The sequence below is a fragment of the Acetobacteraceae bacterium genome, assembly GCA_039613835.1.
GTDB lineage: Bacteria > Pseudomonadota > Alphaproteobacteria > Acetobacterales > Acetobacteraceae > Sorlinia.
The window spans coordinates 631,845-646,203 of the sequence record CP154827.1 but is presented as its reverse complement, the minus strand read 5'-3'; the positions used below and the strand labels follow the sequence as shown (position 1 = coordinate 646,203).

Below are 14,359 nucleotides of genomic sequence, written 5' to 3'. Positions count from 1 at the left end.
CACAATTACTGGCCTATAAATTGCCTGATAACCACGCTGACTTTAAACCCACCAGTGATGATCAGCCTGATCGCGACATAAAAAACCACGATGAGTCCGATCCAGGCAATCCAGCGATAACGCTCAAGCAACTTCGCCATCGCCGCCGCGCAAAATCCCATGAGAAGAATGGATAAGAGCAGGCCGAGAGCCAGGAGATAGGGATGCCCGATGGCGGCCCCGGCAACGGCAAGCACATTATCGAGGCTCATTGAGAGATCCGCGATGACGATTTTCAGGATGACCGATGAAAGTTTTTTGGACGGGGCGATTATCTCCATTTCCAACTCAGAAACCCGTAACTCCCGGAACATTTTCCAGCAGACCCAGAGCAGCAGAAGCCCACCCGCCAGTGTCAGCCCGATCACCGTCAGGAGTTTGGTCGCCACCAGCGCCAGAATGATGCGGATGAGCGCGGCTAGCCCCACCCCGACAGCAATGGCCCGTCTCTTCTGGCCTGCCGCGAGGCCCTGCACGGCGAGACCAATGACAATGGCATTGTCACCCGCCAGTGAGACATCAATCAAAAGAATTTGAATGAGGGACACCGCCTCTGCCCACGTCACTGCCATGAGATGCTCCTTGTCCCGTAATGAACCTGCGATGATCGGGCATTTGTTCGCTGTTATCTGAAAAGGATCAAGCCCCTGGCGGTTTTGAACGCGACTTGTGATATTTGTAACGTTATTTGCCCGGACCTATGTTCGAATGCTGGTAAATCCCCTATGTAGGGCGCGATTAAAGTCAAGGAGCGAAATCTATGGTGCCCCGTTACAGCCGTCCGGCCATGATAGCTATCTGGTCTGCCGAGAACCGGTATAAAATCTGGTTCGAGATCGAGGCGCTCGCCTGTGAGGCCATGGCGAATCTGGGCACGATCCCGCGTGAAGCCGCTGAAACCATTCGCAGGCGCGGTGATGAGGCCATGGCGGCGTTTTCCGATGCGGATCTCGCCCGCATTAATGAGATTGAAGCGGCGACACGCCATGATGTCATCGCCTTTCTGACCTGGTTGGCTGAAAAAATCGGCCCTGACAGCCGCTTCGTTCATCTCGGCATGACATCTTCCGACGTGCTGGATACCTGCCTTTCCGTGCAGCTTCAGCAGGCGACTGATCTCCTGTTACAAGACATGGATGCGGTTCTCGCAGCCCTGAAGAAACAGGCTTTTACGCATAAAAACACGGTCACGATCGGCCGCAGTCACGGCATCCATGCGGAGCCAACGAGTTTCGGCCTTAAAATGGCCGGGCATTACGCTGAATTTGCGCGTAACCGGAAGCGACTCGAGACGGCGCGTTCAGAAATCGCTGTCTGCGCCATCTCCGGCGCGGTTGGCACTTTTGCGCATCTCGACCCCAGGGTTGAGGCTTATGTCGCCGAGAAACTTGGTTTAAGTTGTGAAGAAGTTTCCACCCAGGTCATCCCACGTGACCGTCATGCTGCTTATTTCTGCGCTCTCGCCGTGACAGCCAGCGCTATTGAGCGCCTGGCGACCGAAGTGCGCCACCTGCAACGTTCGGAATTGCGGGAAGCTGAGGAATTTTTCTATCCGGGGCAGAAAGGCAGCTCCGCGATGCCGCATAAGCGCAATCCGGTTTTGTCGGAAAATCTTACCGGCCTCGCACGCCTCGTCCGCGGCGCGGCCGTCCCGGCGCTTGAGAACGTGGCTTTGTGGCATGAGCGGGATATCAGTCATTCCTCCGTGGAGCGGAATATTGCCCCTGACGCCACAATCGGACTCGATTTTGCGCTGATGCGGCTTGCCGGTATGATGGACAAGCTTCTTATCTACCCGGAGCGTATGGAGGCCAATCTCAACGCGTTGGGCGGCGTGGTGCATTCCGGTGAGGTTCTTCTGGCGCTGGCCAAATCAGGCTTCTCACGGGAGGATGCTTATCGCCTCGTGCAGAAACATGCGATGGCGACATGGACCATGCTCGGCAAGCCGGAGGGACGGAGCTTCCGTGAAAATCTCCTCTCCGATCCGGAAGTGACGCAGCACATTACCCTCTCAGCCCTTGACGCGGCGATGCGAAGCGAGAATCACCTCGTCGCCGTGGACGACATCTTCAAAAAAGTTTTTGGCGCGTAAGGACTTTTTGCAAATTCGCCGGATCATCCGGCAGAAAATCATGATCAGCGCGGGGCCGTCATCATTCTGATATCCCGCGCTGAGTTCAAAGAAAGGTCAGCCGTTATGGACGCGCAAAAACCTGTCAGAGGACGAGCCCTCACAAATTTCATCGCCATCATTGCCGCAACGGGTGGATTGCTCTTCGGCTATGATACCGGCATCATTTCCGGTGCGTTGCTTCAACTGAAGACGGATTTCCATCTCTCAACCTTCGCGCAGGAGGTCGTGACCTCCGCCATCATTGCCGGCGCGCTGGTGGGCTGTATCACGGCCGGACCCTTATCGGACCGAATGGGCCGTCGGCGCACAATCATGGCGGCGTCAATCCTGTTCCTGATCGGCACGGTGATCGTCACATTCGCGCATTCAACAGCTCTACTGATCGCATCGCGCTTGATTCTCGGCCTTGCCATCGGCGCGGCCTCCCAGATTGTGCCGATCTATATCGCTGAAATCTCACCGCCGGAAAGACGCGGCGCGCTTGTCGTGGCGTTTCAGCTCGCGGTTGTGTTCGGCATGACCATCTCATTCATTACCGGTTATGTGCTGCGGGAGGAAAGCTGGCGCCTCATGTTCGGCCTCGGCTTTGCCCCTGCCTCCATCCTCTTTATCGGCATGTTGTTTGTGCCGAACAGCCCGCGCTGGCTCGCCATGAAAGGGGAGACGGAGCGCGCGTGTGAAGTTCTGCGCCGTGTCCGCCCGACCGACGCGCAGGCCGATCAGGAGCTCGAGGAAATCATCGACGCGCATGATCAGAAAGGGCCCTTCCGGCAGATTTTTGAGCCTTGGGTGCGCCCTGCGCTTCTGGCCTCTGTCGGGATCGGGCTGCTCTGTCAGCTCACCGGCACAAATGCCGTCATGTACTATGCACCGACGATCTTCTCTGAAGCCGGGTTTGGTCATCAATATGCGTTGCTTATGTCGGTTGCGGTGGGTGTGGCCATGACATTGGCGACCATGTTCGGCGGTTGGGCCGTTGATCACTGGGGGCGTCGCACCCTGATGCTGCGTATGCTTCCCGGCGCGGTCATTTCTCTCATCATCCTCGGTGCGATGTTCTCCCTTCACCTGACCGGTGGCGTCGGCGCGTGGATCACGCTTCTGTCCCTCATCGGTTATGTCATTTTCAATGTCGGCAGTCTGTCCGTCACTGTATGGCTTGTGGGGGCCGAGGTGTTTCCCCTTTCCTGCCGGGGGAGTGGCATGAGCGTGGTGGCCGCTAGTCACTGGGGCGCGGATCTGGTGATTTCCTTGACAACATTAAGCCTCGTCACCCTCCTTGGGCCAGGGGCGACCTTCTGGCTTTTCGCGGCGGTTAATGCATTTTCCTTTAATTTCGTGATGCGCTATGTCCCGGAAACAAAGGGGCAGAGCCTCGAGGCCCTTGAAAAATCGCTTCGGGACGGCACATTCCTGCCAGCTTCCCGCAACTGAAGCGCGATGGCGACGTGATGTCCTTCAGGACGGGGGGTCTTTTAGGTCTGTCGCGTCGCCCTGCGCACTGCTATATGTCTGTTTTCTCACCTTGCTTTTGCTGAAAGTCCATGATGGCCCGCCGCCGAAAACTCTATGAGGGTAAAGCCAAAATCCTTTTCGAAGGTCCGGAACCCGGATCAATCGTCCAGTATTTCAAGGATGACGCCACCGCCGGAAATGGTGCCAAAAAAGGCATTATTACCGGCAAGGGCGTGCTGAATAACCGCATCAGTGAACATCTCATGCTGCGCTTGCAGTCGATCGGCATCCCGACCCATTTCATGAAGCGCATCAATATGCGTGAGCAGTTGGTCCGTGAGGTGGAGATCATCCCGCTTGAAATCGTGGTTCGTAATGTTGCGGCGGGGTCAATCGCGAGTCGCCTCGGGCTTGAGGAAGGGACGCGCCTGCCGCGAACCATCATCGAATATTACCTGAAGAATGATGCGCTCAATGACCCGATGGTATCGGAGGAGCATATTGCCGCCTTTGAGTGGGCCACCGCTCAGGATATGGAGGAAATCAACAGCCACGCCCTGCGCATCAATAATTTCCTCTGCGGGACATTCCAGGCCATCGGCATCCAGCTTGTAGATTTCAAACTTGAGTTCGGACGTCTCTGGGAGCAGGACGAGATGTGCGTCGTGCTGGCGGATGAGATTTCTCCCGATAATTGCCGCCTCCGGGACATGAATACCAGTGAGAAGCTGGATAAGGACCGCTTCCGCCGGGATCTTGGCCGCGTCGAGGAAGCCTATCAGGAGGTCGCGCGGCGGCTCGGTATCCTTCCAGAATCGGGAAATCACGAAATTAACGGGTCAGAGGGGTAGTCGATGAAAATCCGCGTAGATGTTGTGTTACGGGAAGGCGTCCTCGACCCTCAGGGTAAAGCGATTGGTCACGCCCTCGAGACGCTTGACTTCAAAAATGTAAGCGACGTGCGTGTTGGTAAGACGATTTTGCTGGACGTGGATTGCCATGACACGAAATCCGCAGCCGATCAGGGTCGGAAAATGGCGGAGGCGTTGCTCGCCAATCTCGTCATTGAGGATTACACGGTGGAGGTTGTGAAATAATGCGCAAAGCACTGTTGACCTTTTTCGCCATAGGGTGTTTCGCCGCCCATCCGGCCTTCGCTTCTGAGCACCGACTCTCAAAAATGAGCGTCGGGGGATTTCTCCGCATCTGTAATGATTCGGGCAAGAGCGCCCTGTGCGACGCTTATCTCGCCGGTGTCGCGGATGGCGGCGCGCTGACCTATCTCAGTTCAATCAACAGAACAGGTGAGGGTGAAGCCGCTTTCTGCATCCCTTTCGATGAAAAAACGAGCGCGATGCGCAGCAAGGTCGTTCGCTGGATTTTGAATCAGCAACGTCAGAAATCCGACCTATCCGGCCCAGTGGGCAAGACGGTCGTCGCGGCTCTGCATGGTGCCTATCCCTGCAATGACGCCCGTAACGGGGCAACGCCGTAATGAAGGCAGGTATTGTTCTTTTTCCCGGCACGAACCGGGAGCGGGACATGGCCCAGGCGCTGCAAATCGTCTCGGGACAGGCGCCGCAGATTTTGTGGCATCGTGACAACGTGCTGCCCTCTCTGGACTTCATCGTCATCCCCGGTGGTTTCAGCTTCGGGGATTATCTTCGCTCCGGCGCGATGGGGGCCCATGCACCTATCATGCGTGAGGTGCGGGACTTCGCGTCACGGGGCGGGTACGTGCTTGGCGTGTGCAATGGTTTCCAGATTCTGACGGAGGCGCATATCCTACCCGGTGCGCTGCTGCGCAATGCCGGAATGCGCTTCCTCTCGCAGGATGCCTATCTTCGCGTTGAAAATAACCAGTCAGCTTTCACCGCAGGATGGAGAAGCGGCGATGTTTTCCGCGCCCCGCTTGCGCATGGGGATGGCAATTACACCGCGTCACCCTCCGAGCTTGACGCGCTTGAAGGCGAGGGGCGGGTCGCGTTCCGATACGCAAAGGCAGATGGCACCCTTGATGAGACGTGCCTCATCGCGAACCCGAATGGCAGTACACGCGCGATTGCGGGGATTTTAAGTGAGAATAGCCGGGTCTGCGGATTAATGCCGCACCCGGAAAATATGGTTGACCCGCAGCTTGGCCCGACAGATGGGGTTCCGCTTTTTACCAGTCTCGTTGAAAGCTTGGTTAAATGACCGCTAACGTTGACGCTGCACTCGCGCAGCGTTTCGGCCTGACAGATGTCGAATATCAAAAACTCCTCGATATTATGGGGCGGATGCCCAGCCTGACCGAACTCGGCATTTTTTCCGTCATGTGGTCAGAGCATTGCTCCTATAAGTCGTCTCTCGCCCACCTGAAAACATTGCCAACAAAAGCGCCCTGGGTCATTCACGGCCCAGGGGAAAATGCGGGTGTCGTGGATATCGGGGACGGGCTGGCAGCGGTTTTCAAAATGGAAAGCCACAACCACCCCTCATTCATAGAACCTTATCAAGGTGCGGCCACCGGGGTCGGCGGCATATTGCGCGACGTTTTCACGATGGGTGCGCGCCCGGTCGCCAATCTCAACGCCTTGCGCTTCGGTGATCCATCCCTGCCCGTTACACGCCATGTCATTGATGGTGTCGTGCGCGGTATCGGGGGTTACGGAAATTGCGTCGGTGTCGCAACGGTGGGCGGGGAAGTCAATTTCCATCCTTCCTACAACAGTAATCCGCTCGTCAATGCGATGACAGTAGGCATCGCGGCGCAGGATCGGATCTTCCTTTCCGCGGCAGCCGGGGTCGGGAACCCGGTCGTTTATGTCGGCTCCAAAACGGGGCGAGACGGCATCCATGGCGCGACCATGTCGTCAGCCGAATTTGATGAGCACGTTCTCAAAAAGCGGGCCACGGTGCAGGTTGGGGATCCTTTTACCGAGAAGCTGCTGATTGAAGCCTGTCTCGAACTCATGGCAACAGACGCCATCGTGGCCATCCAGGATATGGGGGCTGCAGGGCTGACATCTTCCGCCGTTGAAATGGCGGGGAAGGGACGTGTCGGGATTGAGCTGGATCTCGACCAGGTGCCGCAACGCAAGACCGGAATGACCGCCTATGAAATGATGCTCTCCGAAAGTCAGGAGCGCATGTTGATGGTCCTCAAGCCGGAGCGGACGGACGTTGCCCGCGCGATTTTTGAAAAATGGGAGCTCGATTTTTCAATTATCGGTGTGCTGACAGATACGGGACGCATCACCATCCGGCATAAGGGACAGGTCGAGGCGGATATCCCGCTGGCGCCCCTTGCGGATGAAGCACCTCTTTATCATCGTCCCCTCATCAGCGGCAAACCGCCAGCACGTCTCGGCGGGGTGAGAGACCCGGAAGGGGTGGAGCACGCCCTGCTGCATCTTCTGGCCTGCCCGGACCTGGCCTCCCGCGCCTGGATCTGGAATCAATATGATAGCGGCGTTGGCGGCCAGACAAAGCGACGCCCCGGCACGGCCGATGCCGCGGTAATCCGAATTGAAGGCACGTCCAAAGGACTTGCCATGACGATGGATTGCACGCCGCGTTACTGCCAGGCCGATGCCAAAACGGGCGGCGCACAGGCCGTGGTTGAAGCGTGGCGCAACATCACTGCAACCGGGGCGCAACCCCTCGCGGTGACGGATAATCTCAATTTCGGCAATCCTGAAGTGCCGGAAATCATGGGGCAATTTGCCGATGCCGTTGCCGGTATCAAGGAAGCCTGCACCGCGCTTGATTTCCCCGTCGTCAGTGGTAATGTGTCGCTTTATAACCAGACGACGCACCCGAGTGGGCTGCGCGTGCCAATCCTGCCAACACCGGCGATCGGGGCGATTGGCGTCATTGCAGATATTGACCGGTCCGTCGGTTACGCGATGCCCGATGAAGCGGAGCTTGTCCTTGTCGGTGAAAGCCGGGGCGATCTCGGTCAGTCACTCTGGTTGCGGGAGATATGTGGGCGAGAGGACGGCGCGCCTCCGGTTATTGACCTCGTGGCAGAGCGTCGCAATGGTGATTTCGTCCGTGAAAGGATTTTATCTGGGGAAATTTCTGCTTGCCACGATGTCTCAGATGGTGGCCTTCTGATTGCACTGGCGGAAATGGTGATGGCGAGCGGCGTCGGTTGCGTCGTGGAGCATCCGCCATCGAATATGGCACCGCACGCTTTCTATTTCGGGGAGGATCAAGCCGCCTATGTCGTTGCGGCCCCTGATGCGGTCGCGTTTATCGCCCGCGCTGAAGCCGCCCATGTCCCCGTGCGCCGCCTTGGGCGCAGTGGCGGCACGCATCTCACCCTGGCTGAAGGCATCTCGCTTTCAGCTGATCGCCTGAGGGAAGTCAACGCCGCGTTCTTCCCCAATTTGATGGAGCAATGACGCAGATGGCCATGCAGGAGGAAGAAATCCGCGCGCATATCCTGGAAGCGCTCCCCGATGCGGTGGTGGAAATCACCGATCTCGCCGGGGATGGCGACCATTATGCCTGTCGCGTTGTCAGTAAAGCGTTCGAGGGCTTGAATCGCGTGAGACAGCACCAACTTGTCTACGAGGCTCTCGGCGGGAAAATGAGGTCAACCCTCCACGCACTTGCACTCAAAACTGAAACGCCTTGACGCGCGTCGTCGCGCAAGACCCTTATTTAAGGAGAAATCCGCTATGTCTCAGGACATTTTTCAGCGCATCCAGCGCGAAATCGACACGCATCCCGTCATATTATTCATGAAAGGGGAGAAATTATTTCCTCAATGCGGGTTTTCTGCGCGCGTTGTGCAAGTATTAAATCGTATGGGTGTTGAATATCAGACGGTCAACGTCCTTGAGGATGCTGAAATCCGTGAAGGCATTAAAGCCTTTTCCCAATGGCCGACAATTCCGCAACTTTACATTAAGGGCGAGTTTGTTGGCGGATGCGACATCGTCGTCGATATGTATCAAAATGGTGAGCTTGACTCCCTGCTGGATGAGAAAAAATCGAGCGCGCGAAGGCCTGATCATCCGTGATGGCGTGCCCCAGCTTCTAACCGGGCGCGCCGCCGCGCGATCAAGAAAAATCCTTAGATGAAGCAGGTTTTTACTTGCAAAACTGAACTTAATGCCGTGGTTTAGCGTAAAGCTTCCAGTTTCATCGGATGGGGAAAGACATGCGACGTTTCGCTTCAATCTTATCGACGGGATTTTTTGCTGTTGGGCTTGTGCTTTCCCCTTCGACGTCAAAAGCTTCCGGCTGGACGATCTCAAACGTTGAAGCCAGTCGCCTGACACTTGCGACGCTCACCGCCCCCCCACGTCCTGTCGTGCACACGACGCGGCATCGCAAGCGTGGTTACGGCCGCAAAATGGTTGCGTTTCGAGGCAGAATGTCGCGGCCTGGAGGATGCGTTGTGCCTGGCGGGTTGAGAGGCTCTGTGCAGCGTCAGTCAGGCGGTGACGCGCTTTGATCTCGACGAAAACGAGGTGTTGCGGATCGGCGACAATCAGGTCAATTTCACCAAATGGTGTGCGTTGACGCCGTGCAAGAATATCGCAGTCTTCTTCTTAAAACAGGCGTGCGACGCGATTTTCCGCCGCGAGGCCACGCCGGTAGGCATCAGCACCACGCAGCGCTCGGTGCAACGTTACTTTTGCTGCTGCAAAATCCGCGCTGCTTCAACCGCGAAGTATGTCAGCACGCCGTGACACCCCGCGCGACGAAAAGCGATCAGACTTTCCAGGATTGTTTTTTCCCGATCCAGCAGACCAGCTTCGAAGGCATTTGCCAGCATCGCGTACTCGCCTGAGACCTGATAGGCGAAAAGCGGCACTTTGAATGCGGTGCGGACACGATGGATAATATCGAGATACGGCATACCGGGTTTAACCATCACCATATCCGCGCCTTCTTCAAAGTCGAGAGCAACCTCCCTCAAGGCTTCGTCCGTATTGGACGGGTCCATCTGATAGGTCTTCTTATCCTCTTTCAGACGGCCGCCGGATTGCACCGCTTCCCGGAACGGACCGTAAAAGGCGCTGGCATATTTTGCGGCGTAGGACATAATGCGGGTGTTTTGAAAACCCTCTTGATCAAGGGCGCGCCGGATCGTTCCCACCCGTCCATCCATCATGTCTGACGGCGCGATGATGTCGATGCCAGCCCGGGCCTGATTGACAGCCTGCCGCGCCAGAACCTTAAGCGTCGCGTCATTCACGATCTCATCACCGGATATAAGGCCGTCATGGCCGTGATCTGTATAAGGGTCGAGCGCGACGTCACCGATTATGCCGAGCTGCGGGTAATGTTTCTTGATTTCTCGCGCGGCGCGGCAGATCAGACTTTCCGGATTCAGAGCCTCACGACCCGACTCATCACGCAGATGATCCGGCGTCACGGGGAAAATTGCGATCGCCGGGATGCCCAATTCGACCGCTTCAGCAAGATGTCCCTTCAGGCGATCCACACTGACGCGCGTGACACCGGGCATCGCCTTGATGGCGAAATGCTGATTTTGCCCGTCACAGACGAAGATCGGCCAGATCAGATGATCCACCGTCAAACATGTCTCGCGCACAAGGCGTCGCGTAAAATCATCGACGCGGTTCCGTCGCATCCGGGTCGCGGGGAAAGCCATCGCGTTTAATCCTCCCGGAGGCGCGCATTGGCCAGACGGCTATGCCGTCGACCATAGAGAACATAGACGAGTATACCGAGTGCAAGCCATACTGCCAGACGAAGCCAGGTCATGATGTCAAGCGTGACGATCATACCGACACAGACGATTATACCCAGTATCGGCACAGTAAGCCTGCCCGGCACGGTGAAGGCCCGGGGGCGATGGGGCTCATGGATACGCAGATAGATCACACCGGCACAGACCAGAACAAACGCAAAAAGCGTGCCAATCGACACCATCACCCCAAGCACCCAAATGGGGAAGAGCGCGGCAAGAAACGCCGCCAGCAGCCATGTAATGACATGCCCCATGACGGGCGCGCCTGTTTTGGGACTGACATACCCGACCTCTTTTGGCAGAAGCCCATCACGACTCATCGCATAAAAGACGCGGGCCTGGCCGAGCATGACGCCGATCAGCGTTGCCGCGTAACCGAAGAGGAGGCTGATTTTCACGACAGTCTGCAACCAGTCGAGATGGGTGACGTCGATCGCGGTCGCTACCGGGCTGGCATCACCGGCCAATAATTTGTAATTAATGACCCCTGTAAGCACAAAGGCGAAAACAACAAAGAGGATCGTGCAGACAATCAAACTGCCGAGAATCCCGATCGGCATGGTTTTTTCAGGATCGCGTGTTTCCTGCGCGGTCGTGGCGATGATGTCGAAGCCGAGATAAGCGAAGAACATCATCCCGGAGGCCTGCAACACGCCCGAGAAACCAAAATTCCCGAAGTGACCGTCATTTTCAGGCAGGAAGGGACGGAAGTTCGCAAAATTGACGTGCGGGGCACAGAAAATGACGAGCAAAACAATCACGCCGATTTTAAGAAACACGACAAAATTATTGAAAAGCAGCGAGCCCGATATACCGCGGACAAGAAGGAGGCTGATGAGGGTGAGGGCAATGATCGCGGGCAGGTTGACCCAACCATGGACAGATGTCCCGTCCGCCAGTTTTGTCATCAGAAAAGGCGAGGTCAGAAGGCGCGGGTCAATGGAGATGCCCCATTGATGCACGAGCGAGGCAAAATAACTCGACCAACTGACGGACACGGTCGCGCCGCCGACTGTATATTCCAGGATCAGATCCCAGCCGATAATCCACGCAATCAGCTCACCGAGGGTCGCGTACGTATAGGAATAGGCTGAACCCGCACTCGGGATCATGCTCGCCAATTCCGCATAACATAACCCGACCAGCGCGCAGGCGAAGGACGCGATCAGAAATGAGAGAACCACGGCAGGGCCCGCATGTTGTCCCGCTGCGACACCTGTCAGGGAAAAGAGACCAGCGCCCACAATCGTGCCCACACCCAGCGCGATCAGGCCGGACGGGCCGATGACGCGATGCATTGCAGAGTGACGCGAATCGTAGATATCCTGGTCGATCGATTTACGGCGCAGTAACGATTTCGCCTTAACGGGCATAAAACTATCCTTAACGAACGCCATCCCGTCTCGTCAGGATGGCGATGACTCATAATATGGGATATGAAGTCAAAGTCCATAACGCCATCATTTTCAAGCGCTCTGATGAGGGAAAATTCTTATGTGTTCCGCCGCGCATCCTGATCTTTCAAAATTTTATTTAGGCAATCTTGCCCAATCCGACAGAGAAGTCGCGGATATCCTCCATCAGGAGCTTGTGCGTCAGCAGGACGGGATTGAACTGATCGCTTCGGAAAACATTGTCTCCCTCGCCGTGCTGGAGAGTCAGGGCTCCGTCCTCACCAATAAGTATGCAGAAGGTTTGTCGGGAAAACGCTATTATGGTGGCTGCGTCGAAGTTGATAAGGTCGAGACACTCGCGATTGACCGGCTGACCCGGATCTTCGGTGCGAAATTTGCCAATGTGCAGCCACATTCCGGCGCTAATGCCAATATGGCCGCCTTCATGGCCATGGCCGCACCCGGTGACACCATCATGGGGATGAGCCTGGCCACCGGGGGGCATCTGACGCATGGCGCCGCACCGAATTATTCAGGCAAATGGTTCAAGCCCGTGCAATATGGCGTGCGGGCTGAAGATGGGCGGATTGATATGGAGAAGGTGACGCGTCTCGCGCACAAGCATAAGCCCAAAATTATCATTGCCGGGGGCTCCGCCTATCCGCGGGTCATTGACTTCGCGCATTTCCGTCAGATCGTGGATGAGGTCGGCGCCTACCTCATAGTCGATATGGCACATTTTGCAGGGCTGGTCGCGGCTGGGCTCTTCCCCAATCCGGTGCCCCATGCGCACATCGTGACCAGCACAACACACAAAACATTGCGCGGCCCGCGCGGCGGTGTCGTGCTGACAAATGACGAGGAACTCGCCAAAAAAATCAATTCCGCTGTGTTTCCCGGGCTTCAGGGTGGTCCGCTGATGCATGTCATCGCCGCCAAGGCCGTCGCATTTGGTGAGGCGTTTCAACCCGCCTTCAAGTCTTATCAGCAGGCGGTTCTGGCCAATGCGCAGGCGCTCGCGGATGAGCTGAAAAAACGCGGTTTTGATATTGTGACAGGTGGCACGGATTGTCACCTCGCCCTCGTGGATCTACGCCCGAAGAAAGTCACCGGCAAAGTGGCGGAATCTGCTTTAGAGAGGGCAGGCATGACGGCCAATAAAAACGTCGTGCCTTTTGACCCTGAAAAACCCTTTGTCACTTCCGGCATTCGCCTGGGCAGCCCGGCCGCAACCTCACGCGGGTTTGGCGTTGCGGAATTCCGAGACATCGGACGTATGATTGATGAAGTGCTCTCCGCACATGGCAGTGCATCGCAGGATACCCTTGAATCCCGCGTGCATGAGGAGGTCAAGGCGCTCTGCCGTCGTTTCCCGATCTATAAGGGCGCTTATCCCTCTGCCTGAGGCGCGCATCCGGGCGGCGTGCCTGGCCCGCCCGACCTGGGGTCACGTCGAGATCACACTTTTTCAGGCGATGACTTTGAGCCGGATTTTCGTTGCTTTTTCCACCTCGCGCACAAGGTGCCGCTTTTCCGGCCCGCAGAAACTGACGGCGAGACCGCGCGACCCGGCCCGGGCCGTGCGACCCGCGCGGTGGATGTAACTTTCGACATTAGGTGGAAAATCGTAATTCACCACGAGCCCGACATCATCAATATCCAGTCCGCGCGCCGCGACATCAGTTGTGACGAGAATATGATCACGCCCCTCACTGAAATGTCGTAATGCTTTTGTGCGCGCCGCCTGGCGCATATCCCCGTGCAGAATGTCGGCCATGAGGCTCGCCTGACGCAAAAAGCGCGTCACCGCATCGATCTCGGCCTTCACATTGACAAAGATGATGGACCTCCCGCGGCGCGCTATGAGACTTGCCAGAAGCAGATCGCACTTTGCCTGACCGCTGATAAAGGCGAGTTGATGGTGCATCTGACGCGGCATGGCGGCTTCAGGCTTGACCTCGACCCGTATGAAGCCTTTCAGGCGTATTTGTTGTGTCAGATCTTTGAGCGCCGCCGGTAACGTTGCTGAACACATGATAAGTTGCGCCTCATCGGCACAGCTTGACGCGATTTCCAACACATCCGCGGCGAAACCCTCATCCAGAAGGCGATCGACCTCATCAATAATCAGCGTCCTGATCTGAGACAAAGTGACAACGCCATCATGCAGCAGGTCGCGCAGCCTCCCCGGTGTGGCGACCATGATCTGCGCCCCGCCTTCCAACTTCCTGATCTGTCGCGCGCGGTCGTCACCTCCCATCACGATGACCGATGAGATCCCGAAAGGGCGGGCCAGATTGCGCAAAATGCCGGCAATCTGCATCGCCAGCTCCCTTGTCGGGGACAGGATTAGCGCTTGAGGTGCCGGGGAGGGGGTGGCAGCGGTTTGCGTCACGAGCCTTTGTAATAAGGCGGCGAGATAGGTGATGGTCTTCCCCGAGCCTGTCTGGGCCGTCAGAATAACATCCCGCCCGGAGAGGAAATGCGGCCATGCTTTGACCTGCACCTCATTCGGATGCACAACACCCTCACGCGCCATGACGGCGCAAAGTCGGGCATCGAAACGGAAATCTGCAATGTTTGTGTCGGGCGTCATATTCACTTCTTGCCAAAAAT

The 14,359-nt window shown here is 56.7% G+C and carries 16 protein-coding genes; 12 read left to right on the top strand and 4 right to left on the bottom strand.

Features of this window, described 5'->3' with window-relative positions; translation table 11 throughout:
* Positions 1–5 precede the first annotated feature (5 nt).
* Positions 6–611 (bottom strand): YjbE family putative metal transport protein, encoded by a 606-nt coding sequence (locus tag AAYR33_03635; GenBank protein XAO72020.1) that lies wholly within the window; start codon positions 609–611, stop codon positions 6–8.
* A gap of 188 nt (positions 612–799) precedes the next feature.
* Between AAYR33_03635 and purB the strand changes: the two genes are divergently transcribed.
* The 11 genes from purB (at position 800) to AAYR33_03580 (ending at position 9,321) form a co-directional block, all read left to right on the top strand.
* Entirely contained in the window at positions 800–2,134 is a 1,335-nt protein-coding gene (gene purB / locus AAYR33_03630; GenBank protein XAO72019.1) for an adenylosuccinate lyase, read from the top strand.
* A gap of 105 nt (positions 2,135–2,239) precedes the next feature.
* Positions 2,240–3,610, top strand: coding sequence for a sugar porter family MFS transporter (locus tag AAYR33_03625; GenBank protein XAO72018.1), 1,371 nt, complete (start codon positions 2,240–2,242; stop codon positions 3,608–3,610).
* A gap of 113 nt (positions 3,611–3,723) precedes the next feature.
* Complete coding sequence (gene purC / locus AAYR33_03620; GenBank protein XAO72367.1) at positions 3,724–4,482, top strand: phosphoribosylaminoimidazolesuccinocarboxamide synthase; 759 nt, start codon at positions 3,724–3,726, stop codon at positions 4,480–4,482.
* 3 nt (positions 4,483–4,485) lie between these two features.
* Entirely contained in the window at positions 4,486–4,728 is a 243-nt protein-coding gene (purS, locus tag AAYR33_03615) for a phosphoribosylformylglycinamidine synthase subunit PurS (protein ID XAO72017.1), read from the top strand.
* Positions 4,728–5,126, top strand: coding sequence for a Rap1a/Tai family immunity protein (locus tag AAYR33_03610; protein XAO72016.1), 399 nt, complete (start codon positions 4,728–4,730; stop codon positions 5,124–5,126). Before purS ends, AAYR33_03610 begins: the two co-directional genes overlap by 1 nt.
* Positions 5,126–5,827: a phosphoribosylformylglycinamidine synthase subunit PurQ gene (gene purQ, locus AAYR33_03605; GenBank protein XAO72015.1), complete on the top strand. Its 702-nt coding sequence runs from the start codon at positions 5,126–5,128 to the stop codon at positions 5,825–5,827. Before AAYR33_03610 ends, purQ begins: the two co-directional genes overlap by 1 nt.
* Positions 5,824–8,022: a phosphoribosylformylglycinamidine synthase subunit PurL gene (gene purL / locus AAYR33_03600; GenBank protein ID XAO72014.1), complete on the top strand. Its 2,199-nt coding sequence runs from the start codon at positions 5,824–5,826 to the stop codon at positions 8,020–8,022. Before purQ ends, purL begins: the two co-directional genes overlap by 4 nt.
* Positions 8,023–8,027: 5 nt before the next feature.
* Positions 8,028–8,258, top strand: a complete 231-nt coding sequence (locus AAYR33_03595) for a BolA family transcriptional regulator (GenBank protein ID XAO72366.1) — start codon at positions 8,028–8,030, stop codon at positions 8,256–8,258.
* A 43-nt stretch (positions 8,259–8,301) separates the two neighbouring features.
* Complete coding sequence (gene grxD / locus AAYR33_03590) at positions 8,302–8,646, top strand: Grx4 family monothiol glutaredoxin (GenBank protein ID XAO72013.1); 345 nt, start codon at positions 8,302–8,304, stop codon at positions 8,644–8,646.
* Between the two features lie 191 nt (positions 8,647–8,837).
* The gene (locus tag AAYR33_03585; protein ID XAO72012.1) at positions 8,838–9,083 is read left to right on the top strand and encodes a hypothetical protein; all 246 of its coding nucleotides are present in this window, start codon (positions 8,838–8,840) and stop codon (positions 9,081–9,083) included.
* A complete protein-coding gene (locus AAYR33_03580) occupies positions 9,070–9,321 on the top strand; it encodes a hypothetical protein (protein ID XAO72011.1) in 252 nt (83 codons plus the stop codon). Before AAYR33_03585 ends, AAYR33_03580 begins: the two co-directional genes overlap by 14 nt.
* Here the strand turns inward: AAYR33_03580 and hemB are convergent.
* Together hemB and AAYR33_03570 are read right to left on the bottom strand one after the other, a co-directional pair.
* Positions 9,261–10,250, bottom strand: coding sequence for a porphobilinogen synthase (gene hemB / locus AAYR33_03575; protein ID XAO72010.1), 990 nt, complete (start codon positions 10,248–10,250; stop codon positions 9,261–9,263). The genes AAYR33_03580 and hemB overlap by 61 nt on opposite strands.
* Positions 10,251–10,255: 5 nt before the next feature.
* On the bottom strand, positions 10,256–11,746 hold the full coding sequence (locus tag AAYR33_03570; GenBank protein XAO72009.1) for an amino acid permease: 1,491 nt from the start codon (positions 11,744–11,746) through the stop codon (positions 10,256–10,258).
* A 97-nt stretch (positions 11,747–11,843) separates the two neighbouring features.
* Here AAYR33_03570 and glyA point away from each other — a divergent pair, with 97 nt between their 5' ends.
* The gene (glyA, locus tag AAYR33_03565; protein XAO72008.1) at positions 11,844–13,148 is read left to right on the top strand and encodes a serine hydroxymethyltransferase; all 1,305 of its coding nucleotides are present in this window, start codon (positions 11,844–11,846) and stop codon (positions 13,146–13,148) included.
* Positions 13,149–13,211: 63 nt separating this feature from the next.
* Here glyA and AAYR33_03560 read toward each other — a convergent pair whose 3' ends face one another.
* Positions 13,212–14,339 (bottom strand): DEAD/DEAH box helicase, encoded by a 1,128-nt coding sequence (locus AAYR33_03560; protein XAO72007.1) that lies wholly within the window; start codon positions 14,337–14,339, stop codon positions 13,212–13,214.
* Between the last annotated feature and the right edge of the window lie 20 nt (positions 14,340–14,359).